The organism is Variovorax xiamenensis (assembly GCF_050916385.1).
Taxonomy (GTDB): domain Bacteria; phylum Pseudomonadota; class Gammaproteobacteria; order Burkholderiales; family Burkholderiaceae_C; genus Variovorax.
This window is the reverse complement of sequence record NZ_CP139038.1, coordinates 561,622-581,222: the sequence shown is the minus strand read 5'-3', so window position 1 is coordinate 581,222 and position 19,601 is coordinate 561,622. Positions and strand designations below refer to the sequence as shown.

22 protein-coding genes are annotated in these 19,601 nt (G+C 68.4%); 7 read left to right on the top strand and 15 right to left on the bottom strand.

From position 1 onward, the window contains the following. Positions 1-12: 12 nt before the first annotated feature. The 7 genes from SFB74_RS02545 to SFB74_RS02515 are packed head-to-tail and all read right to left on the bottom strand — an operon-like array spanning position 13 to position 6,228. Positions 13-762: an SDR family NAD(P)-dependent oxidoreductase gene (locus tag SFB74_RS02545; protein ID WP_432729100.1), complete on the bottom strand. Its 750-nt coding sequence runs from the start codon at positions 760-762 to the stop codon at positions 13-15. A gap of 25 nt (positions 763-787) precedes the next feature. Beyond that, the gene (locus tag SFB74_RS02540) at positions 788-1,510 is read right to left on the bottom strand and encodes an ABC transporter ATP-binding protein (protein WP_432729099.1); all 723 of its coding nucleotides are present in this window, start codon (positions 1,508-1,510) and stop codon (positions 788-790) included. Beyond that, the gene (locus SFB74_RS02535; RefSeq protein WP_432729098.1) at positions 1,503-2,279 is read right to left on the bottom strand and encodes an ABC transporter ATP-binding protein; all 777 of its coding nucleotides are present in this window, start codon (positions 2,277-2,279) and stop codon (positions 1,503-1,505) included. Before SFB74_RS02535 ends, SFB74_RS02540 begins: the two co-directional genes overlap by 8 nt. Then, complete coding sequence (locus SFB74_RS02530; protein ID WP_432729097.1) at positions 2,276-3,262, bottom strand: branched-chain amino acid ABC transporter permease; 987 nt, start codon at positions 3,260-3,262, stop codon at positions 2,276-2,278. The genes SFB74_RS02535 and SFB74_RS02530 overlap by 4 nt, the downstream gene beginning before the upstream one ends. Beyond that, positions 3,259-4,161, bottom strand: a complete 903-nt coding sequence (locus tag SFB74_RS02525; RefSeq protein WP_093209123.1) for a branched-chain amino acid ABC transporter permease — start codon at positions 4,159-4,161, stop codon at positions 3,259-3,261. The genes SFB74_RS02530 and SFB74_RS02525 overlap by 4 nt, the downstream gene beginning before the upstream one ends. 16 nt (positions 4,162-4,177) lie before the next feature. Then, positions 4,178-5,395 carry an ABC transporter substrate-binding protein gene (locus tag SFB74_RS02520; RefSeq protein ID WP_432729096.1) on the bottom strand — a complete coding sequence of 406 codons (1,218 nt, stop codon included), beginning with the start codon at positions 5,393-5,395 and terminating at the stop codon, positions 4,178-4,180. A 53-nt stretch (positions 5,396-5,448) separates the two neighbouring features. Then, a complete protein-coding gene (locus tag SFB74_RS02515) occupies positions 5,449-6,228 on the bottom strand; it encodes an SDR family NAD(P)-dependent oxidoreductase (protein WP_093209126.1) in 780 nt (259 codons plus the stop codon). Between the two features lie 146 nt (positions 6,229-6,374). On the opposite strand from SFB74_RS02515, the gene SFB74_RS02510 reads away from it, so the two are divergent. Further along, entirely contained in the window at positions 6,375-7,097 is a 723-nt protein-coding gene (locus SFB74_RS02510) for a GntR family transcriptional regulator (RefSeq protein ID WP_432729095.1), read from the top strand. On the opposite strand, the gene SFB74_RS02505 is transcribed toward SFB74_RS02510, so the two are convergent. From SFB74_RS02505 to gtdA, 8 genes are all read right to left on the bottom strand, one after another. Beyond that, positions 7,072-7,971, bottom strand: a complete 900-nt coding sequence (locus SFB74_RS02505; protein ID WP_125948850.1) for an acyl-CoA thioesterase — start codon at positions 7,969-7,971, stop codon at positions 7,072-7,074. The two genes, SFB74_RS02510 and SFB74_RS02505, sit on opposite strands and share 26 nt — an antisense overlap. An 86-nt stretch (positions 7,972-8,057) precedes the next feature. Then, entirely contained in the window at positions 8,058-8,747 is a 690-nt protein-coding gene (locus tag SFB74_RS02500; RefSeq protein WP_432729094.1) for a hypothetical protein, read from the bottom strand. Positions 8,748-8,801: 54 nt separating this feature from the next. Further along, a complete protein-coding gene (locus tag SFB74_RS02495) occupies positions 8,802-10,151 on the bottom strand; it encodes an FAD-dependent oxidoreductase (RefSeq protein ID WP_432729093.1) in 1,350 nt (449 codons plus the stop codon). Then, entirely contained in the window at positions 10,151-11,128 is a 978-nt protein-coding gene (locus tag SFB74_RS02490; RefSeq protein WP_432729092.1) for a Bug family tripartite tricarboxylate transporter substrate binding protein, read from the bottom strand. The genes SFB74_RS02495 and SFB74_RS02490 overlap by 1 nt, the downstream gene beginning before the upstream one ends. Positions 11,129-11,212: 84 nt before the next feature. Further along, a complete protein-coding gene (locus tag SFB74_RS02485; protein WP_432729091.1) occupies positions 11,213-12,190 on the bottom strand; it encodes a Bug family tripartite tricarboxylate transporter substrate binding protein in 978 nt (325 codons plus the stop codon). Positions 12,191-12,250: 60 nt separating this feature from the next. Then, positions 12,251-13,516: a 3-hydroxybenzoate 6-monooxygenase gene (locus SFB74_RS02480; protein WP_432729090.1), complete on the bottom strand. Its 1,266-nt coding sequence runs from the start codon at positions 13,514-13,516 to the stop codon at positions 12,251-12,253. A gap of 29 nt (positions 13,517-13,545) precedes the next feature. Next, positions 13,546-14,250, bottom strand: a complete 705-nt coding sequence (locus SFB74_RS02475; protein ID WP_432729089.1) for a fumarylacetoacetate hydrolase family protein — start codon at positions 14,248-14,250, stop codon at positions 13,546-13,548. A 68-nt stretch (positions 14,251-14,318) separates the two neighbouring features. After that, positions 14,319-15,380, bottom strand: a complete 1,062-nt coding sequence (gtdA, locus tag SFB74_RS02470) for a gentisate 1,2-dioxygenase (protein WP_432729088.1) — start codon at positions 15,378-15,380, stop codon at positions 14,319-14,321. A gap of 126 nt (positions 15,381-15,506) precedes the next feature. Here gtdA and SFB74_RS02465 point away from each other — a divergent pair, with 126 nt between their 5' ends. The 6 genes from SFB74_RS02465 (at position 15,507) to SFB74_RS02440 (ending at position 19,599) form a co-directional block, all read left to right on the top strand. Continuing rightward, positions 15,507-16,403, top strand: coding sequence for a LysR family transcriptional regulator (locus SFB74_RS02465; protein WP_432729086.1), 897 nt, complete (start codon positions 15,507-15,509; stop codon positions 16,401-16,403). 106 nt (positions 16,404-16,509) lie between these two features. Continuing rightward, positions 16,510-16,959 (top strand): acyl-CoA thioesterase, encoded by a 450-nt coding sequence (locus SFB74_RS02460; RefSeq protein ID WP_432729085.1) that lies wholly within the window; start codon positions 16,510-16,512, stop codon positions 16,957-16,959. A 102-nt stretch (positions 16,960-17,061) separates the two neighbouring features. After that, positions 17,062-17,541, top strand: coding sequence for a phasin family protein (locus SFB74_RS02455; RefSeq protein WP_432729084.1), 480 nt, complete (start codon positions 17,062-17,064; stop codon positions 17,539-17,541). Positions 17,542-17,690: 149 nt separating this feature from the next. Next, complete coding sequence (locus SFB74_RS02450; protein ID WP_432729083.1) at positions 17,691-18,401, top strand: TetR/AcrR family transcriptional regulator; 711 nt, start codon at positions 17,691-17,693, stop codon at positions 18,399-18,401. A 4-nt stretch (positions 18,402-18,405) separates the two neighbouring features. Continuing rightward, complete coding sequence (locus SFB74_RS02445) at positions 18,406-19,248, top strand: hypothetical protein (protein ID WP_432729082.1); 843 nt, start codon at positions 18,406-18,408, stop codon at positions 19,246-19,248. Positions 19,249-19,341: 93 nt separating this feature from the next. Then, the gene (locus SFB74_RS02440) at positions 19,342-19,599 is read left to right on the top strand and encodes an acyl-CoA-binding protein (protein WP_184640215.1); all 258 of its coding nucleotides are present in this window, start codon (positions 19,342-19,344) and stop codon (positions 19,597-19,599) included. The last annotated feature ends 2 nt before the right edge of the window (positions 19,600-19,601 follow it).

The following is a 19,601-nucleotide window of genomic DNA, read 5'->3' as shown; positions in this document are numbered from 1 at the left end:
GGAAGGCAGCCGTCAGACCGCCAGGTAGCCGCCGTCGACCGGCAGCACCACGCCGTTGACGTAGCTCGCCATCGAGGAAGCGAGAAAGACGACGGGCCCGGCGATCTCGTCGGCCTCGCCGTGCCGCTTGACCGGCACACGGGTCAAATACCAATCGGTGCCGTGCTCGGTCTCGCGCTGGCCGGCCGTCATGTCGGTGACCATCAGGCCCGGCGCCACCGCATTCACGCGCACGCCGTACGGTGCGAGGTCGCGCGCCAGCACCTGCGTGAGCGAACGCACCCCGCCCTTGGCCACCACGTAGCCGGCCGAGGAAATACCCGCGCCGAAGGCCACGATGGAAGAGAGATTGACGATGTTGCCCTGCGTGCGCTTGAGCGCCGGCACGAAGGCCTGCGTCACGTTGAACACGCCCTGCAGGTTGACCGACATCACGCGGTCCCAGGCCTCGCGCGCGCCGGGCTCGTCGAACTTCGAGCGCGCGGAGATGCCGGCGTTGTTCACCAGGATTTCGATGTCGCCGTGCGATGCGGCGATGCGTGCAGCGAGCGCATCGACGGCGGCGGCATCGCTCACGTCGACGCTTTCTGCATCGGCGCGGCCGCCAGCCTCGCGGATCGATGCAGCCACTTGCCGCGCCACGTCGAGGTCGCGGTCCACCACCAGCACGCGCGCGCCTTCGGCCGCCATGCGGCGCGCGATGGCCTCGCCCAGGCCGCGCGCCGCGCCGGTGACGAGCGCGAGTTTGTCTTCGAGAAGCATGAAGTTTCCTTTTGCGAAGGCGCCGTCAGACGCCTAGGTAGGCGCGGCGCACGGCCTCGTCGTCGGCCAGTTGCGAAGCAGGGCCGTGCAGCGATATCTCGCCGTTCTCCAGGATGTAGCCGTAGCTCGACACCGCCAGCGCGAGCTGCACGTTCTGTTCGACCAGCAGGATGGTGATCTTCTGTTCGCGGTGCAGCCGCTCGATGATTCCGAACATCTGCTCCACCAGCAGCGGCGAGAGGCCCATCGACGGCTCGTCGAACAGCATCACGCGCGGGCGCGCCATCACGGCGCGGCCGATGGCCAGCATCTGCTGCTCGCCGCCCGAGAGCGTGGCGGCCATCTGGCCCTGCCGCTCCTTCAGGCGCGGGAACATGCCGTACACCGCCTCCAGGTCGTTGCGGATGCCCGCGCGGTCGCGCCGCAGGTAGGCTCCGAGGTCGAGGTTCTCGCGCACGCTCATGTCGCGAAACACCTGCCGGCCCTCGGGCACCTGCACGATGCCGCGTTTCACCAGGGCGTCGGAGCCGAGGCGGTCGATGCGCTCGCCCGCGAGGCGCACCTCGCCCTCCGTGCAGTCGACGATGTTCGAGATGCAGTTGAGCGTGGTGGTCTTGCCCGCGCCGTTGCTGCCGAGCAGCGCGACGATCTGCCCCTCGGGCACTTCCACCGACACGTCGCACAGCGCCTGGATGCGGCCGTACGCCGCGGAGATGCCGCGCAGCGACAACAGTGCTTCCTCAGCCATGCGCGGCTCCCTTCCCGTTTCCCTTGCCCAGATAGGCCTCGATCACGCGCGCATTGCTGCCGATTTCCGAAGGCGTTCCCTCGGCGATCTTCTCGCCGAAGGCCATCACGGTGATGCGGTCCGAGATCGACATCACCAGCTGCATCACGTGCTCGACCAGCAGCACGGTGATGCCGTCCCTCGCCACCAGCTCCTTCAGCAACCGGTCGAGGCTTTCGATCTCGCGGTTGCGCAGGCCCGCCGCGGGCTCGTCGAGCAGCAGCAGCCTGGGCTTGATGGCCAGCGCGCGCGCCAGCTCCAGCAGCTTCTGGCGGCCGAAGTCGAGGTCGCGCGCGGGCTGGTCGCGCTCGTCGGCCAGGCCCACGCGCTCCAGCAGGTGCAGGGCGTAGTCCTCGGTCTCGCGGTCGGGCCGGCGCAGCAGGCGGCCCAGCGTGCCGGCGGCGCGCGAATGGGTGCCGAGCAGCACGTTCTCCAGCACCGACAGCTCGGCGAAGAGCTCCAGGTTCTGGAAAGTGCGCGCGATGCCCAGCGAGGCCATGCGGTGCGGCGCCACGCGCGTGAGCTCCTGGCCTTCGAAGACCACGCTGCCGCTGCTGGGCGTGTAGAAGCGCGAGATGCAGTTGAAGGTGGTCGACTTGCCCGCGCCGTTCGGTCCGATCAGCGCGTGGATGCGGCCCTGCTCCACCTGGAACGAGAGGCCGTTCACCGCCTTGAGGCCGCCGAACACCACGCTGATGTCGCGCACGTCGAGGAATGCCGTCGCGCTCATCGCGTGGCCTCCGCCGCGTTGACCGAGGTGGCGCGCTGCGCCTTGCGGCGAGCCGCGAACAGCGACGCCATGCCCTTGGGCAGGAACATCATGAAGAGCATGAGGATGCCGCCATAGATGATTTCCTGGTACGACGGCGCCTGTCGCAGCAGCTCCGACACCAGGCCGAACACGATGGCGCCCGCCACCGCGCCGCGCACCGAGCCGAGGCCACCCACCACCACCATCGTGAGGATCAGGATGGTGGTCTGGAAACCCAGGCTCTCCGGATGGATGAACGAGGTGAAGAGCGTGTACATGCCGCCCGCCACGCCGGCGAAGGCCGCCGACAGCACGAAGGCCGTGACCTTCACCGCGCGCGTATTCACGCCCATGGCAACGGCCGCCACGTCGCTCTCGCGCACCGCGCGGAAAGCCGAGCCCAGCCGCGAGCGCGACAGCGCCACCGTGAGCCACAGCATCAGTGCCGCGATGGCCACCACGAAGGGATACGCCTGCAGGTCGTTCATCAGCTGCAGTCCGCCCAGCGAAGCCGGCTTCATCTGCAGGCCGTTGGAGCCGTTGGTCACCGACTCCCAGTTCAGGAACACCCACTGCATCGCCTCGCCGAAGGCGAAGGTGGCGAGCGCGAGGTAGATGTCGCGCATGCGCAGCGCCAGCAGGCCGATGACCCAGCCCAGCGCGGCCGAGAGCAGCGCGCCCGCGAGGATCGAGACGAAGAACGGCGGCTGCCACTGGTTGTTGATGAGCCCGGCCGTGTAGATGCCGATGCCGAAGAAGGCCGCGTGCGAGAGCGCGAACTGCCCCGTCTCGCCGATGACCAGGTGCATGCCGAGCGCGAGCACGGTGAACACCATCAGCAGGTTGACCACGTACAGCACGTAGCCGCTGGTGGTGAATGGCAGCACCGCGAGCACCAGCGCCATGGCCAGCAGCACCGCGCGATCACGCCAAGGGGAAGAAGAAGCGGAAGACACGCTCATACCTTCTTCACCTGCGGCTTTCCGCCGAGCAGGCCCTGCGGGCGCACCAGCAGCACCACCATGATCGCCACGAAGGGCGCGACCACGATGGCGTTGGACGAAATGAAGAGCCCCACCAGGTTTTCGACGATGCCGATGATGAAGCCGCCCACCACCGCGCCCGGCAGGCTGGTGAAGCCGCCGACGATGGCTGCCGCGTAGGCGAGGATAGCGATGTGGCCGATGTCCGGCGTGATGAGGATCTTGGGCGTGATGAGCAGCGCCGAGATGGCCGAGATGACGCCCGTGAGCGCCCAGATCTGCATGCGGATGCTGCCGAGCTTCACGCCCACGATCTGCGCGCCGCGCGGGTTCATGCCCACCGCTCGCATGGCCTGGCCGGTGCGGGTGCGCGTGAACATCAGGTACAGCAGCACCATCACCACCACGGCCGATCCGAAGATGGCGAGGTCGAGCAGCGTGAGCGATGCCTGTCCGATCATGATCGGGTCCTGTGGCACGAGCGAAGGCAGCGAGCGCGGCGTATCGCCCAGGCCGGTCTTGCGCACCAGGCCCTTGAGCAGGTAGGCGAAGCCCAGCGTGGCGATCACCAGCTGCACGCCCACGCCGCGCGAGGCGGTCACGCGCTGCATCACCACGCGCTGGAAGAGCGCGGCGAGCAATGCCGTGACCGCGATGCTCGCGAGCACCGCGCCCCAGTAGGGCCAGCCCCACACCACCAGCGGGAAGAGCGCGGCGTAGCCGCCGGCCATGAAGATCTCGCCCTGCGAGAAGTTCGGCACGTCGGTGGTCTTGAAAACCATGACGATCGCTACCGCAAGCAGCGCATAGACGCTGCCGGTCACGATGCCGGACAGCACGCCCTGCTGCACGAAAAGCCAGATGTCGGAAAGGCTCATGAGATCGCAGCCGCCCTCAGGGCTTGTACTTCCACACGCTCTTGTAGCTGCCGGGCACGAGCGCCATGTTGCTGCCGTCGAACTTGATGTAGATGGCCGCTTCCTGCGCGGCGCGGTCGTCGGGGCCGAACTCGATGGGGCCGGCCATCACGCCGGAGTCGAACTTCATCGTCGACAGCGCCGTGAGCACCTTCTCGCGCGTGGGGCTGGGGCCGGCCGCCTTCAGCGCGTTGACCACCGCCATGGCCGAGGGAATGCCGTAGGGCATGTAGGTCTGCGGGTAGCCGGGCTTGGAGGCCAGGTCGGGGTAGGAGGCCTTGTACATGTCGTACACCCACTTCAGCTTGGGACCGCCGGGCACGTCGGCCAGCACTTCCTGGATGTAGACGTTCTTGAAGGCGTCCTTGTTGCCCACGTTCTCAACCAGCTGCTTCAGGTCGGCGGTGGAATTCACGGCCAGCACGATGGGCTTGTTGAAGCCCAGCTCGAAGGCGCGCTTGACGATCAGGCTCACGGGGCGCGCGTAGGTGGTGAGCAGCAGCACGTCGGGGTTGGCGGCCTTGATCTTCAGCATGGGCGCCGTGACGTCGGTGATGTTCGGGTTGACGGACTGCACCTGCAGGTCGATGCCGCCGAGCGCCTTGGCCTGCGCCTGGGCCGACTCCAGGTTCCAGCCGCCGTAGGCGTCGTCGTGGTTGATGTAGCCGATCTTCTTGGCCTTGAGGTGCTCGCTCGCGAACTGCACCATCGAGCCGCCCACCGCGTGCTGCGAGATGGAGAACGCGCCGTAGATGTACTTCGAGGGCGGATACAGCGCGCCGTCGCCCGAGGCGTTGAGCATGACCAGCGGGATCTTCGCGCGCTCGACGTATTCGCGCGCGCCCACCACGGCGGCCGAGCAGGAGCCGCCGTTGAGCAGGAACACCTGGTCCTGCTCGGTGAGCTTCTTCACCGCGGCCAGCAGGTCGTTGGCGTTGCAGCGGTCGTCCTCCACCACGAGCTCGATCTTGCGGCCGTTCACGCCGCCTTCCTTGTTGACCTTGTCGTAGTACATCTTCGCGGCGTTGATGACGTCGAAGCCGTAGTTCATCGACGCGCCCGACATCGGCGAGAACATGCCGATCTTGATGGTCTTGTCGGTCAGGCCGGGCTCGGCCTGCGCGAGCGCGGCGGGCGAGGCCGCGCAGAGCACTGCGCCCAGGGCCAATGCAGAAATCAGGAAGTTCTTTTTCATGAGCTGTCTCCGTTCGTTGGAATGAAGGGGTGAAGGACCGGTGCGTTGCCGTGTCACTGCATGCGGTAGCCGCCGTTGACGTCGATCACGTTGCCCGTGATGTACGCCGCCTGTTCCGAGACCAGATAGTCGACCGCGCCCGCCACGTCGTCCACCGTGCCGATGCGCCCGAGCGGGATGTTGGCGGCGGCCGCGTCGAGCGCGCCGCTGCTGCGCACGGTGCCGCGCAGCATGTCGGTGTCGATCAGGCCCGGTGCCACCGAATTGACGGTGATGCCCATGTGCGCCGATTCGCGCGCCATGGCCTTGGTAAGCCCCAGCACCGCCGACTTGGCGCCGATATAGGTGGCGCTGGAGCGATAGCCGCCGAGCTGCGCCGCCACCGAGCCGAAGGTGACGATGCGCCCGTGCGCCACGGGCTTCGCCTCGCGCCGGCGCAGGTATGCACGCCCGCAGAGGAAGACGCTGCGCGCGTTCACGGCGAAGGTGCGCTCCCAGTCTTCGAGCGTGGTGTCCTTGATGAGGGAGCGCTCACCGCCCGGCATCAGCAGCACGCCGGCCACGCAGACCAGCGCGGCGACGGGGCCGATGCTGCCCTCGATGTCGTCGAACACGGCCTCGACGGCCGCTTCATCGCTCACGTCGAACTGGCGGAAGTGGTGCCCCTCGCCCAGCGACTGCGCCACGGCGCGCGCGTTGCCGCCGTCGATGTCGGCGACGACGACGCGATAGCCGCTGGCCGCGAGCCGGCGGCACACGGCCTCGCCGATGCCCCGGCCGCCGCCGGTCACGAGGGCCAGCCGGCCGTGGGGTTGTGCATGATGGTCCGCCATGGGCTGAAGGGTCTCCGGGCCGCGCAAGAGCGGCTTGAAAGTTGATCGAGGGCCGCATTGTGTATACATGAAATCATTCATGCGCCCTCGTTTACCCTAACAACTCGAACTATTCGTTCAATTTCACGGCATCATGTATACCTGACATGGACACACTCTCCCAACAAGTCACAGAGACGCTGCGCACCTGGATCCTTCACGGCAGGCTTTCGCCGGGCATGCGCGTGGAGGAAGTGCCGATCGCCGAAAGCCTCAAAGTGTCGCGCACGCCGGTGCGCGCCGCGCTGGCCGCGCTGGCGATGGAAGGGCTGATCGACCACCAGCCGAAGAAGGGATACCTGGTGCGCGCCTTCGCGCTCGAGGACATCCTCGCGGCCTACGAGGTGCGCGCGGTGCTGGAGGGGCTGGCCTGCCGGCGCTTCGCGGCGCTGGGCGTGGACGAGCCCACCGCCGCCCTGCTGCGCGAATGCCTGCGCGAGGGCGACGAAATACTTGCCAAGGGAAAGCTGCTGGTGGAAGACCTCGCGCCCTACCAGCAGATGAACGTGAAGCTGCACAACACGCTGATGCACGGCGCGCGCAACCCGTGGGTGGTGCGCTTCGGCGCGCAGGCGCAGGCGGTGCCCTTCGCGTCGGACCGGATCATGCTGTGGAACGACCACGGCGTGATCCTGCGCTCGCACGACGACCACCACCGCATCGTGCAGGCCGTGATCTCAGGCGACGCGGCCCGCGCCGAGCAGCTGATGCGCGAGCACGTGTACTACGCCGGCATCCTGCTGCGCGACAACTACCAGCGGCTGCTCGACGAGCGCAGCCGCGACGGGCTGCCGCCCACGCTCATCACGAACGAGCCGCCGGCTTCCTGATGCGCAGCATGCCCTCCTGCGCGGCCGAGGCCACGAGCCGGCCGTCGCGCGCATAGAGGCTGCCGCGGCACAGGCCGCGCGCACCGCCCGCGCTGGGCGAATCGAGCACGTACAGCAGCCAGTCGTCCATGCGGAAATCGCGGTGGAACCACATCGCGTGGTCGAGGCTCGCGGGGCGCACCTGCCCGCTCATGAAGCTCAGGCCGTGCGGCAGCATCGCCGCGCGCAGCAGGCCGTGGTCGGAGGCGTAGGCCAGCAGCGCGCGATGCACCATCGGGTCGTCGGGCAGCGGCGCGATGGCGCGCATCCAGATGGCGCTCTGCGCCGAGGTCGGGCGCGGCAGCGGCGCCATCAGGTCCTCGGGATCGACGCGGCGGTACTCGATGCCGTGCGGCTGGATCGCCTTGGTGCGCCAGGGCTCCGGCAGGCGGTCGCCGAGGGCGATGCGCTGGTCGAGCTCGCTGATCAGGCCCTCGGGGCCGGCCACCTGGGGCATGTCGAACTGGTGCTCGACGCCCTCGTCCACCGTCTGGAACGAGGCCGACATTTCAAAAATGATGCGCTCCTGCTGGCGCGCCACCACGTGTCGGGTGGTGAAGCTGCGGCCGTCGCGCACGCGATCGACGCTGTACTCGATGGGCGCATGCTCGCCCGGCAGCAGGAAATAGGCGTGCATCGAATGCACGGGGCGCTCGGCACCCACGGTGAGGCTCGCGGCCATCAGCGACTGGCCCAGCACCTGGCCACCGAACACGGCGGGCGTGCCGATGTCCTCGCTCTGGGCCCTGAAGCGGTCGCCGCCCAGTGGCTCGAGCTGCATGAGCGCGACGAGTTCGTTGACGAGGCGGGAGGCGGTGGCTGAATCGGTGGTCATCGGAGGGGAAAGCAATCGGAAAGCAACCCTCGACCATAGCAAAGCCCGCGCCCGCTGGCTGTCGCGGGCCTGTCAGCAGCCTCCGGCTACTTGTAGAAGCACACGCCCATGAGGCGGGCGCGGCAGCCGTAGTCCGTACCGCCCTGCACCACGCGCACCGGCACGCCGGACAGCAGCAGCGAACCGTCGTCCGCATACACCAGCGGCGAAGGCGCGGCCTTGCTGAAGGGGGCGCTGAGCGTTTCCTGCTCGACGTAGCCCAGGTACTGCCGCCGGGAGAAGTCGACCGTGTCGGCCGACTTCAGCGGCACCGCCGCATAGCGCTTGCCGTAGACGGTGCCGAAGTAGCGCAGCGACGGCCCGGGCCGGTCGCCGAATTTCGCGTCGGTCTTGGCAAAGCCGGTCTGGATCAGGAAGGCCCGCTCTTCGGGCGTCAGGTCGGCGTCGAAGGCCATCAGCACGTACTGGCCCTCGAAGCTCTGGTTGCGCGCCACCTTGAGCTCGCCCAGCAGCGCGGGCGTGACCTTGGTGCGCCCTTCCCAGCGCAGCAGCGCTGCCACGGAAGGATCGCCGTCGAACACGTAGTGGTAGTTCTCGCCGGCGATGGCAACCTTGCGGCCGTCCTTGGCCGCGAAGAAGCTCAGCAGCCGGTCCTTGCCGTGCACCGGCTCGCCTTCGGGAGTGCTGGCGCAGCCGGCCAGCGAGAGGCCGATGGCGGCGCAGGACAGCGCCAGGAGGGTGCGGCGCGCGGGTGTCGACAGCGAAGGGAAGTGCACGTTTCGTCCGGGGTTCGAGTTCATCAAGCCCCGGACTCTAGCGCGCCGCCGCGCTCAGCGGTCGAGGTCGACGCCGTCGGCCGCCAGCTTCCGCTGCAGCGCCGCCACGTCCACGCCGGCGAACGCGCCGCCGCCCAGCGACGCCGCCGCCGTGCCCGCGGCCTGCCCCATGACGAAGCAGCCGCCGCTCGCGCGCGCGGCCGACTGGCCCTCGTGCGTCATCGATGCGCAGCGCCCGGCCACCAGCAGGTTGTCGAGCGTCTGCGGCACAAGCATGCGCCACGGCAGGTGGTTGTAGGCGTTGGCTTCGTCGCGCGGGAAGGCCCACTCGATGCGGCCGTCGGCGTGCATTTCCATGGGCCAGGCGTTCAGGCCGATGTTGTCGTCGAACTTCGCCGAGCCCAGGATGTCCTCGCGCCCGAGCGCGTACAGGCCCTGGATGCGCCGCGTCTCGCGGATGCCGACCTGCGGCGCGATCTCCACGATGGCCGACTGCGCGAAGCCCGGCACCTCGGCCTGCAGGAACCTGAAGTACTCCGTGATCTGGCGGCGGCCTTCGAGCTCGCCCTCGGTGAGTTCGCGCGCGTCGACGCCGTTCATCGCCCGGCCCTGCGAATTGCGGATCTGCGTGACGTTGGCGCGCCACTCGCGCGGGTCCTTGTTGGGCCGCAGGATCGCGCCTTCGCGCGGGAACTTGTAGACGCCCGGCTTCTGCTGCTCGGCGCGCGCCATGAAGTCGTTGATGGCCTTGAACTCGCCCACCGCCTCCAGTGCGGCCGGCGCGTCGACCTGGCCGATGCGGAACATGGTGGTCGGGAAGAGCCCGCTGCCGTGGCCGTCGCCCACCTCGAAGGGCACGCCCGCGAAGGCGGCCACGTCGGCGTCGCCGCTGGCGTCGATGAAGGCATTGGCGCGAATGGCCTGGCGGCCCGACTTGGTCTCGACCACCAGTGCCGCGATGCGCTTGCCGTCGAGCACGACGGCGGCCGCCAGCGCGTGGAACAGCAGCTTCACGCCCGCTTCGCCGAGCAGCTGGTCGGCGGCGAGCTTGTAGGCCGAGGTGTCGTACGAGCGCACGCAGATGCGCCCGCCCATGCCGTTCTGCGGCTGGTTCATGCCGTTGAGCGCGGCGATGCGGTCGATGAGTTCGTCGACCACGCCGCGCACCAGCTGCGTCATCTCGCCCTTGCGCTTGCCGTACAGGCCCGCGAAATTGGTGACGCCGCCGGCCGTGCCCATGCCGCCGAGGAAGCCGTAGCGCTCCACCAGCAGCGTGCTGGCGCCATGGCGCGCGGCGCTCACGGCGGCCGCGATGCCGGCGGGGCCGCCGCCGACCACCACCACGTCGTATTCGCCGAACACCGGCAGCGTGCGCGCCGGTTCGTTCAATGTCTGGACTGTCATTACTGGAGCTTGATGCCGCGCGCGGAAATGATCTTGGTCATGATCGCGGCCTCTTCGTTGACGCGCGTGCGCATGCCGTCCGGCGAGGTGCCCACGGCCTGCCAGCCCTGCTCGAAGAGCTTGCGGCGCACGTCGGGGCTCTTCATCACGATCTCGAGTTCACGGCTGATTCGTGCCTGCGCCACCTTCGACAGGTTGGCCGGGCCCAGCAGCGCCACCCACACCTCGAGGTTGAAGTCCTTCACGCCGGCGTCGGACAGCGGCGGGATCTCGGGCACCAGCGCGCTGCGCCCGCCCGTGAGGCCGATGGCCTTGAGCTTGCCGGCCTTGATCTGAGGCATGGCCACGCCCGGCGGGATCAGGCCCATCTGCACCTGGTCGCCCAGCATCGCGGTGATGACCTGCGGGTTGCCCTGGTAAGGCACGTGCTCGGGCTTGAAGCCGGGCACGCGGGTCTTGAGCAGTTCCATGCCCAGGTGGCCGACGGAGCCGATGCCCACCGAGCCGTAGTTCCACTTGTCGCCGGCCTTGCGGCCTTCGTCGAAGAAGGCGGCGCCCGAGGGCAGGTTGTTCTGCGCCACCAGCACCAGCGGGGCGGTCGCGATCAGCGAGAGGTACGTGAAGTCCTTGACCGGGTCGTACGGCAGCTTGGGATACAGCATCTTCGACGACGTGAGGTTGCCGTTGATGACGATGCCCAGCGTGTGGTCGTCGGTGGCCTTGGCCACCTGGTCGGCCGCGATGTTGCCCGAGGCGCCGGCCTTGTTGTCGACCACGATCGGCTGGCCCAGCGCCTTCGACAGCGGCTCGGCGATGGTGCGAGCGGCGATGTCGGGCGTGGAGCCGCCCGGGAAGCCCACGAGCAGGCGGATCGGCTTGGTCGGCCAGGCGGCGTTCTGTGCGCTGGCGCTCAGCGGCAGCGCGGCAGCGGCGGCCAGGCCGCAGGCGATCAAAAGGGCTCTCTTGGTGGCGTGCATGGAGAAAAAGTGTGAAAAAGTTGTCAAAACCAAAGAGGGCCAGCTTAACTGCCTAGGAAGACACCGGGCAAGCCGAGCCCTCCGCTATTCGAGGCTGATGTTGCCCCTGCGCACCAGCTCCCCGTACACCTTGGACTTGGCCTCGGCATTGCGCTCGATTTCCTCGGGCGACCATGCGAGCGGCTCGAAGGCGAAGGTGTCGAAGCGGGCGCGGATCTCGGGATCGGCGATGACCTTGGCGACGTCGGCATTGATCTTCGCCTTGATGGCCGCCGGCACGCCCTTGGGCGCGAGCAGCGACACGAAGGAGTTCACCTCCAGCGATGCAGGTCCGCCGGCCTCGGCCATGGTCGGCACGTCGGGCATCTGCGGGATGCGCTTGCTCGCCGCGACCGCGATGTAGCGCAGCTTGCCGGCCTTGTAGATGCCCTGGCTCGACGGGATGCTCGCGAAGGCCCACGGCACCTCGCCGGTGCCCACGTTGGAGTAGAGCTGCGACACCTCGCGATACGGCGCGTGGCGCATGCGGATGCCGGTGAGTGCCTCCAGCTGCTGCGCGCCCAGGTGGCCCGGGCTTCCCACGCCCCACGAGCCGTAGACGATGCCGTCGGGGTTGGCCTTGGCGGCGGCGATCAGGTCGCCCATGTTCTTCCACTTCGACTCGGTGGCCACGGCCACGAAGAAGGGCGTGCGAAAGAGCGATGCCACCGGGTCGAAGTGCTGCAGCGTCACGAAGTTGCGCGACTTGTACAGGTGCGGCAGCGCGGCGATGTGCTCGCTGTCGAGCTGCAGCAGCGTGTAGCCGTCGGGCGCGGCGCGGCGGGCCTGGTCGATGGCGATGAAGCCGCCGCCGCCGGGCCGGTTGTCGATGACCACGCGCTGGTTCCACAGGCGCGAGAGCTTGTCGGAGACGAGGCGCAGCACCGCGTCGGGGCCGCTGCCGGCGGCGAAGGGCGTGACCAGGGTCACGGGCTTGCTCGGATAGTCGGCGGCTTGCGCCAGCGCTCCCGTGGTGGCCGTCAGGGCCAGGAGGCCCGTCAGCAGTGCGCGCGAAAAATTCATGTCGTTGTCTCCTGGGCCTTCGGCCTCGATGGTTATGAATTGCTGAAAGAAAAAGCTGCTTCAGTGCGGCGAGAGCGTCGCCACGGCTTCGGCGACGGCCGCGGCCGAAGGACGCAGCGACTCCGGCGCGTCGTCCAGGCAGCGCTCCGGCCGCCAGGCGTAGAGCCATTCGACCGCATCGTAGAAGCGCTCGGGCGTGCGGCCCGGCCACAGGCTGTTGCGCACGAGGCGCTCCACGCCCTTGGCGTGATAGAGCCGCCCCATCTCGCGCACCGACAGCACCACACGCGCCGTGCGGGCAACGCGCGCCGCCTCGTAGAGCTTGAAGGCGGCGGGCATGTCGAAGCCGCAGGCCTTCACGGCCTCGCCGAGCGTCACGGCGTCCTCGAGCGCCATGCACGCGCCCTGCGCGAGGTACTGCATCATGGGATGCGCCGCGTCGCCCAGCAGCGTGGCAGCGCCTTCGCTCCAGCGCTCGACCGGGTCGCGGTCGGCGGTGCTCCAGCGGCGCCACGAGGTCGGGCGATCGAGCAGCTGGCGCGGGCGCGCATGCACGCCCTCGAAGTACGAGAGCACTTCTTCCTTGCTGCCGTCGGTCACGCCCCACTCTTCCTTCTCGCGGCTGTGGAAGGTGACGACCAGGTTGTATTGCTCGCCGTGGCGCAGCGGGTAGTGCACCAGGTGGCAGTCGGGGCCGGCCCAGACCACGGGCGCGTTCCAGCGCAGGTCGGCGGGCATGTCGGCCGCGGGCACCACGGCGCGATACACCACATGGCCCGACACGCGCGGCGCATCGCCGATGAGCTTGCTGCGCACCACCGACTTCACGCCGTCGCATCCCACGATGGCGTCGGCCTTGAAACGCCGGCCGTCGCGCGTGACGGCGGTGACACCCTGGGCGCCGGTGTCGATGGACTCGACCTGCGCCGAGGTGTGGAAGCGGATCAGCGGATGCTGCTTCACCGCCTCATGGATCGCACCGTGCAGGTCTGCGCGATGGCTCACCGCATACGGATTCCTGAAGCGCGCGCGGAAGGCCTCGCCGACCGGCACCGAGGCCACTTCGCCGCAGTCGACGGCGTCCATCATCACCAGCCGGTCGGTGAACACCGAGCCCCGGCGCACCGCCTCGCCCACGCCCAGCGCGTCGAGCGCGGCGAAGGCATTGGGGCCGAGCTGCAGGCCGGCGCCGATCTCGCCGATGGTGGCGCTCTGCTCGAGCAGGTCGATGGAAACGCCCAGGCGCGCGAGCGCCAGCGCGGCGGCCATGCCGCCGATGCCGCCGCCGACCAGCAGCACGGTGGGAGGGTTCTTCGATGGAGTCATGGCGGGCCCGCGCTTTCCGGAGGATTCAGTCAGTCGATTCGGACGGTCAGCGACGGCAGGCGCTCGATGCTCACCTTGATCGTCTGACCCGGCTTCACAGCGCCCACGCCTTCTGGCGTGCCGGTGAAGATCAGGTCGCCGGGCTGCAGCGTGAAGAGCGTCGAGAGGTTGGCGATGACTTCGTTCACCGACCAGATCAGGTGCGTGATGTCGCTCTTCTGGCGCACCTCGCCGTCCACTTCGAGCACGATGGCGCCGGCGTTGATCTCGCCCACGTCGGCCAGCGTGCGCAGCGGCGCGATGGGCGCGGAGAAGTCGAAGGCCTTGCCGATCTCCCACGGGCGGCCCTGCTCGCGCATCTTCATCTGCAGGTCGCGGCGGGTCATGTCCAGGCCCACGGCGTAGCTGTGGATGTGGCTGGCTGCCTGCTCGACCGGGATGTTGCTGCCGCCCTTGCCGATGGCGACCACCAGCTCGGCCTCGTAGTGGTAGTTGCTGGTGAGCGGCGGATAGGGAATGGACGCGCCCTTGCCGTCGAACACGGGCACCACGGAGGCGTCGTCGTTCGGCTTGCAGAAGAAGAAAGGCGGCTCGCGGTCGGGGTCGAAGCCCATTTCGCGCGCATGGGCCGCGTAGTTGCGGCCCACGCAGTAGACGCGGCGCACGGGGAACTGCTGGTCGGAGCCCACGATGGGCAGGCCGACGATGGAAGGAGGCGTGAAGACGAAGGACATGAGGGGCTCCTGCCGCTCGGGGCGGCACACGGTCAGAAAGAAAGAATCGGGACTGTTCGCCTGGTGCTTCAGGCGTCTTCGAGGAAGGCTTCGCGCAGGATGCCCATGGCCTGCTGCACGGGGCGGTCGGAGAAGCTGAAGAGCACGGCGTCTTCGCCCGGCGACGACAGCTTCAGCGTCGCCCACGAGGGCACGACGAAGGTGTCGCGCGGGCCGAACGAGAAACGCTGGCCGGCGATCTCGGCCGTGCCGTGGCCCTCGACCACGCTGTAGACGGCGCCGTCGGTCGCGCGGTGCGCCTTGCCGGCGAAGCCCTTGGGAAGCAGCTGCAGGTTGGTGGCGATGGTCGGCATCGGCGAGCTGCCCGTCAGCGGGTTGATGTAGCGCAGCTTGTGGCCCAGCCAGGCGTCGGGCGCTTCCTGCTTCTGCAGCTGCGCCAGCGCCTCGCGGCTGCGCGCATAGGGGTAGTTGAAGATCGGCGAGGTGGCCGACGCGTGGTCGTGCCGCACCGGCACCATGTTGTGGCCAAAGCGCGCGAGGCTGTTGCCCTCGGGGCGCGAGACGTGCTGCACCTTGGAGTCGTCGTTCTCGGCGAAGCCGGCGTCGAAGAAGCGCAGCATCGGGATGTCGAGGCCGTCGAGCCACACCACCGGCTCCACGCTGCCGCCGATGCCCTCGTTGCCATGGTCGTGCCAAGCCCACGAGGGCGTAATGATGAAGTCGCCCGGGTACATGGTGGTGCGCTCGCCGCCCACCGTGGTGTAGGCACCCTTGCCGTCGACGATGAAGCGCAGCGCCGACTGCACATGGCGGTGCGAAGGCGCGACCTCGCCCGGCATGATGAGTTGCAGCCCGGCATAGAGCGACTGCGTGATCGACGAATTGCCGGGCAGCGCCGGGTTCTCGAGCACCAGCACGCGGCGCACGGCCTCTTCGGCGGTGATGAGGTCTGCCGATTCCATCAGCAGCGGACGGATCTCGTCGTAGCGCCACAGCGCGGGCACGCAGGGCGTCTGCGGCTCGCGCGGCACGAGCGCGTGCAGCGATTCCCACAGCGGCGTGAGGTGCAGCGGGCGGATGCGGTCGTAGTAATCGCGGCGCTCGGCCGCATTCGAGGGGGCGGGTTTCATGGGGCGGGTGTCTCCGTTGGCGGCATTGTTGGCTCGCACCACTATTTCCTCAAGACCGACAGCCAATACACGGAATTCGAAATTTCGATAATGGTGTCTTTTGCCGTAAGCAGACAGGAGGCCCGCATGTCGAAGCTCGATCTCGAATGGCTCGCCGTGTTCGACGAGGTCTACAAGACCGGCAACGTCTCGAAGGCGGCCGAGCGGCTGGGCATGGCGCAGGCGGCGGCCAGCACCGCGCTGAACAAGCTGCGCGCCCACTTCGACGACCGCCTGTTCACCCGCACCGCGCAGGGCATGCAACCGACCCCGCACGCCGAGCGCATCTACCCGAACCTGCGCGAGGCGCTGGCCCAGATCGCGCAGGCACAGGGCAACCGCAGCAGCTTCGACCCGGCTCAGGCGCAGCGGCGCTTTCGCATCTGCATGACCGACATCAGCGAGGTGGTGCTGCTGCCGGGCCTGCTCGACCACCTGCGGCACGCGGCGCCGGGGGTGCACATCGAGACGGAGATCATCTCCACGATCAGCGGCCGGCGGCTGCAGGACGGCGAAGTCGATCTCGCCGTGGGCTTCATGCCGCAGCTGGACGCGGGCTTCTACCAGCAGACGCTCTTCATGCAGAACTTCGTGTGCCTGGCGGCGAGGAACCATCCGCGCATCGGCACGAAGCTCACGCGCAAGCGCTTCGAGGCCGAGGCGCACGCGGTGGTGTCGACCTCGGGCACGGGGCACGCCATCGTCGATACCACGCTCGCGCGGCTGGGCCTGAAGCGCAACGTGGTGGTGCGGCTTTCGAGCTTCCTGAGCGTGGCGCGCATCGTGGCGCAGACCGAGCTGCTGGTGGTGGTGCCGCGCATCCTCGGCAAGGTGCTGGCCACGCAGGAGCCGGTGAAGCTGCTGGAGCCGCCCTTCGCCCTGTCGGACTACGCGGTGAAGCAGCACTGGCACGAGCGCTTCCATGCCGACCCGGGCAATGCCTGGCTGCGGCGCACGCTGGCGCAGCTGTTCAGCGGCAGCTGAGCGTGCACGCCGGGACGACCGGCGGCATCCGCAGGCCGATGCCCGCTCGCATAATCGCGGCTCCCCACCCCATAGTCACAGCCATATTCACCAAAGGCGGCCTCCCATGTCCTCGATCACCCTGCGTTTTCTCGCCGAGCCCAGCACCGTCAACTTCGGCGGCAAGGTCCACGGCGGCACCGTCATGAAGTGGATCGACGAGGCCGGCTACGCCTGCGCGACCAGCTGGGCCAAGCGCTACTGCGTCACCGCCTTCATCGGCAGCATCCGATTCCACCGGCCGATCATGATCGGCGACCTCGTCGAGGTGGAGGCCCGCCTCGCCTACACCGGCAACACCAGCATGAACATCTCGGTCGAGGTGCGCAGCGGCGACATGAAGGGCGGCGCGATGGAGAAGACCACCGAATGCCTGATCGTCTTCGTCTCGGTCGACTCGCACGGCCGGCCGCTGCCGGTCGAGGCCTACGTGCCCGGCACGCCCGGCGAAATGGCACTGGCCGAGCGCGCCAAGGCGCACCTGGATGCCAGCCGCGCGGCCGGCGGCACGGTCTGAGCGTTCCCCGGGGAGCTTGGCCCCATAGACGCGAAGCTCTAATGAAGAGCGCGCCGGGCGGCTAGAGTCAGGCGATTGTTTGCACGCAAAGGAAGAAATCGCATGGCCACCCAGGACGACGAAAACGGCAAGGCCGCCGACCGCATCAAGGATTCCGCCCAGCAGATCTGGCTTGCCGGCCTCGGTGCCTTCGCCAAGATGCAGCAGGAAGGCAGCAAGGCCTTCGAGGCGCTGGTGCGCGACGGCGCCGGCATGCAGAAGAAGACCCAGCAGGCCGCCGAGGAAACCCTGGCCCAGGCCCAGCAGCGCATGGCCGGCTTCGCCAGCGAGTTCGGCACCAAGGCCGCCGGCCAGTGGGGCAAGCTGGAGAACATCTTCGAGGAGCGCGTGGCGCGCGCGATGGAGAAGCTGGGCGCACCCAGCGCCGCCGACATGGCCGCACTGCAGGCGCGCGTCGAGGCGCTCGAAGCCCAGCTGAAGAAGGCCCAGCAGGGCACCGCCACCGCCGCGCGCAAGACCGCGGCCCGCAAGGCGGCCGCGCCCGCTGCCAAGAAAACCTTGCGCCGCAGCAAGGCCGGCTGACCCCGCGCAGGCCGCCCACGGGGCGGCCGCGATTGCGGCACCGCACAAGAAAACCGTCGCCGCAAAACATGTCCCGTGCCTTCATGGTGCGGTGCACATACGCTAGAGTGTCCCCAAGAGATACGAACGAGACATCCGGGGGCACCGACATGGCAAAGAAGGCGCCACGCCGCACAGCGCAACGCATCCTCGAAGCCGCATTGGACCTGTTCAACCGCTTCGGGGAGCCGAACGTCTCGACGACGCTCGTGGCGAGCGAGCTCAACATCAGCCCCGGCAATCTCTACTACCACTACCCGGCCAAGGAAGAGCTGATCAACAAGCTCTATGAAGCCTACGAGGCCGAGCTCGACGAACTGCTGCACGCCAGCGAGGGCGTGAACGACGTGGAGGACGCGTGGTTCTTCATGCACAGCCTGTTCGAGCTGATCTGGCGCTACCGCTTTCTCTATCGCGACCTCAACGACCTGCTGAGCAAGAACCGGCGGCTGGAGACCCAGTTCCAGCTGGTGCTGAAGAACAAGGCGCGCGCCATCCGCCAGCTCATCGCCGGCCTGAGCCGTGCCGGCCACCTGGAGATCGACGTGCACGAGGTCGACACGCTCGCGCAGAGCATGGTGGTGGTGCTGACCTACTGGCTGAGCTACGAATACGTGCGCAACCCGCGCGAGGCGCTGGAGCCCGAGCACGCGCAGGGCGCGCTGATGCGCGGCGGCCTCCATGCGCTGCACCTGCTGGCGCCCTACCTGGGGCGCGAACAACGAAGGCATCTGCTGGCGCTCGGCAATGCCTACAACGGCGAGGACCCCGGCAGCGGCAATGCCGGCGCCGCGGCTTCCCCTGTCGATATGGCGGTCTAGAACCATGCCCCACCACGATTTCAAACCGCTCTCGCTGATGTCCTCCGGCGCAGCCAACCCCAATGCCGGCACCGAACCCTGGACTCCCCTGCCCTGGGCCGACTCTCCCCGCTACGACGCGCGCAGCGTGCTGCCCAACTGGCCGCGCCTGCACGCCGGCCACGAACTGCCGGTGCCCGCCGAAGGCTCGGCGCTCGCCGAGGGCTGGGCGCTGTACCACAGCGGCGAATTCGAGCGCGCCGCGGCCATCGGGCTGCTGCAGGGCCCCGAGGGAATGGCGCTGGCCAACCAGGCGACCGCGATCTACGCCAACTACCTGGAGCCGCGCGAATCGGTGCGGCTCGCGATGTTCCGCCAGGTGATCGAGCGCGCGGGCGCGCAGGTCGATTCCGAGCCCGACAACTGCCAGGCGCTCTACTGGCAGTCGTATGCGCTGGGCCGCTACAGCCAGGGCATCAGCGTGGCGCGCGCGCTGGCGCAGGGGCTGGGCAGCAAGCTCAAGGGCGCGCTGGAGCGGGTGATCGAGCTGCAGCCACGGCACGCCGACGCGCATCTCGCGCTGGCCTCGTTCCACGCGGAAGTCATCGACAAGGTCGGCGCGCTGGTGGGGCGCATGACTTATGGCGTGCGCTCCGAAACCTCGCTCGAACTGTTCGAGCGCGGCCTCGAGTTGCACCCGCATTCGGCCGCCGGGATGATGGAATACGCCCGCGCTCAGTTGATGCTGCACGGCGAATCGCGCATGGGCGAGGCGACGCGGCTCTACGAGAAGGCGGCGGCACTGAAGCCGGCGGACGCCCGGGAGCGGCTGGACGTGGAACTGGCGCGGGCAGGTTTGCGGGACTGAGCCGCCGCCAGTCGAACGCGGGATAGCGCCGGTACGGTTGTGTACCGCAGGATTTAAGATGCAGGCTTTCCGCTTTCCATCTTCCTGAACCACATGTCCGACCTCAACGCCCTCTTCGAAGCCGCCCAGGCCAACTCCAAGCTGCTCGCCGAGCGCCCCGACAACCCGACGCTGCTGAAGATCTACGCCCTGTTCAAGCAGGCCACCGAAGGCGACAACACCGCCAAGAAGCCCAGCTTCAGCGACATCGTCGCACGCGCCAAGTGGGACGCGTGGACGGCCCAGAAGGGCCTGAGCGCCGACGAGGCCAAGCAGAAGTACATCGACCTGATCGAATCGCTGCGCGGCTGATC

Coding starts and splice junctions, on each gene's coding strand:
- SFB74_RS02485 (WP_432729091.1), bottom strand. CDS start 12,190: ATGAATTTTTCGCGCGCACTGCTGACGGGCCTCCTGGCCCTGACGGCC.
- SFB74_RS02540 (WP_432729099.1), bottom strand. CDS start 1,510: ATGGCTGAGGAAGCACTGTTGTCGCTGCGCGGCATCTCCGCGGCGTAC.
- SFB74_RS02535 (WP_432729098.1), bottom strand. CDS start 2,279: ATGAGCGCGACGGCATTCCTCGACGTGCGCGACATCAGCGTGGTGTTC.
- SFB74_RS02460 (WP_432729085.1), top strand. CDS start 16,510: ATGTCCTCGATCACCCTGCGTTTTCTCGCCGAGCCCAGCACCGTCAAC.
- SFB74_RS02545 (WP_432729100.1), bottom strand. CDS start 762: ATGCTTCTCGAAGACAAACTCGCGCTCGTCACCGGCGCGGCGCGCGGC.
- SFB74_RS02480 (WP_432729090.1), bottom strand. CDS start 13,516: ATGACTCCATCGAAGAACCCTCCCACCGTGCTGCTGGTCGGCGGCGGC.
- SFB74_RS02525 (WP_093209123.1), bottom strand. CDS start 4,161: ATGAGCCTTTCCGACATCTGGCTTTTCGTGCAGCAGGGCGTGCTGTCC.
- SFB74_RS02445 (WP_432729082.1), top strand. CDS start 18,406: ATGCCCCACCACGATTTCAAACCGCTCTCGCTGATGTCCTCCGGCGCA.
- SFB74_RS02465 (WP_432729086.1), top strand. CDS start 15,507: ATGTCGAAGCTCGATCTCGAATGGCTCGCCGTGTTCGACGAGGTCTAC.
- SFB74_RS02520 (WP_432729096.1), bottom strand. CDS start 5,395: ATGAAAAAGAACTTCCTGATTTCTGCATTGGCCCTGGGCGCAGTGCTC.
- SFB74_RS02440 (WP_184640215.1), top strand. CDS start 19,342: ATGTCCGACCTCAACGCCCTCTTCGAAGCCGCCCAGGCCAACTCCAAG.
- SFB74_RS02510 (WP_432729095.1), top strand. CDS start 6,375: ATGGACACACTCTCCCAACAAGTCACAGAGACGCTGCGCACCTGGATC.
- SFB74_RS02475 (WP_432729089.1), bottom strand. CDS start 14,250: ATGTCCTTCGTCTTCACGCCTCCTTCCATCGTCGGCCTGCCCATCGTG.
- SFB74_RS02455 (WP_432729084.1), top strand. CDS start 17,062: ATGGCCACCCAGGACGACGAAAACGGCAAGGCCGCCGACCGCATCAAG.
- SFB74_RS02450 (WP_432729083.1), top strand. CDS start 17,691: ATGGCAAAGAAGGCGCCACGCCGCACAGCGCAACGCATCCTCGAAGCC.
- SFB74_RS02490 (WP_432729092.1), bottom strand. CDS start 11,128: ATGCACGCCACCAAGAGAGCCCTTTTGATCGCCTGCGGCCTGGCCGCC.
- SFB74_RS02495 (WP_432729093.1), bottom strand. CDS start 10,151: ATGACAGTCCAGACATTGAACGAACCGGCGCGCACGCTGCCGGTGTTC.
- gtdA (WP_432729088.1), bottom strand. CDS start 15,380: ATGAAACCCGCCCCCTCGAATGCGGCCGAGCGCCGCGATTACTACGAC.
- SFB74_RS02530 (WP_432729097.1), bottom strand. CDS start 3,262: ATGAGCGTGTCTTCCGCTTCTTCTTCCCCTTGGCGTGATCGCGCGGTG.
- SFB74_RS02515 (WP_093209126.1), bottom strand. CDS start 6,228: ATGGCGGACCATCATGCACAACCCCACGGCCGGCTGGCCCTCGTGACC.
- SFB74_RS02505 (WP_125948850.1), bottom strand. CDS start 7,971: ATGACCACCGATTCAGCCACCGCCTCCCGCCTCGTCAACGAACTCGTC.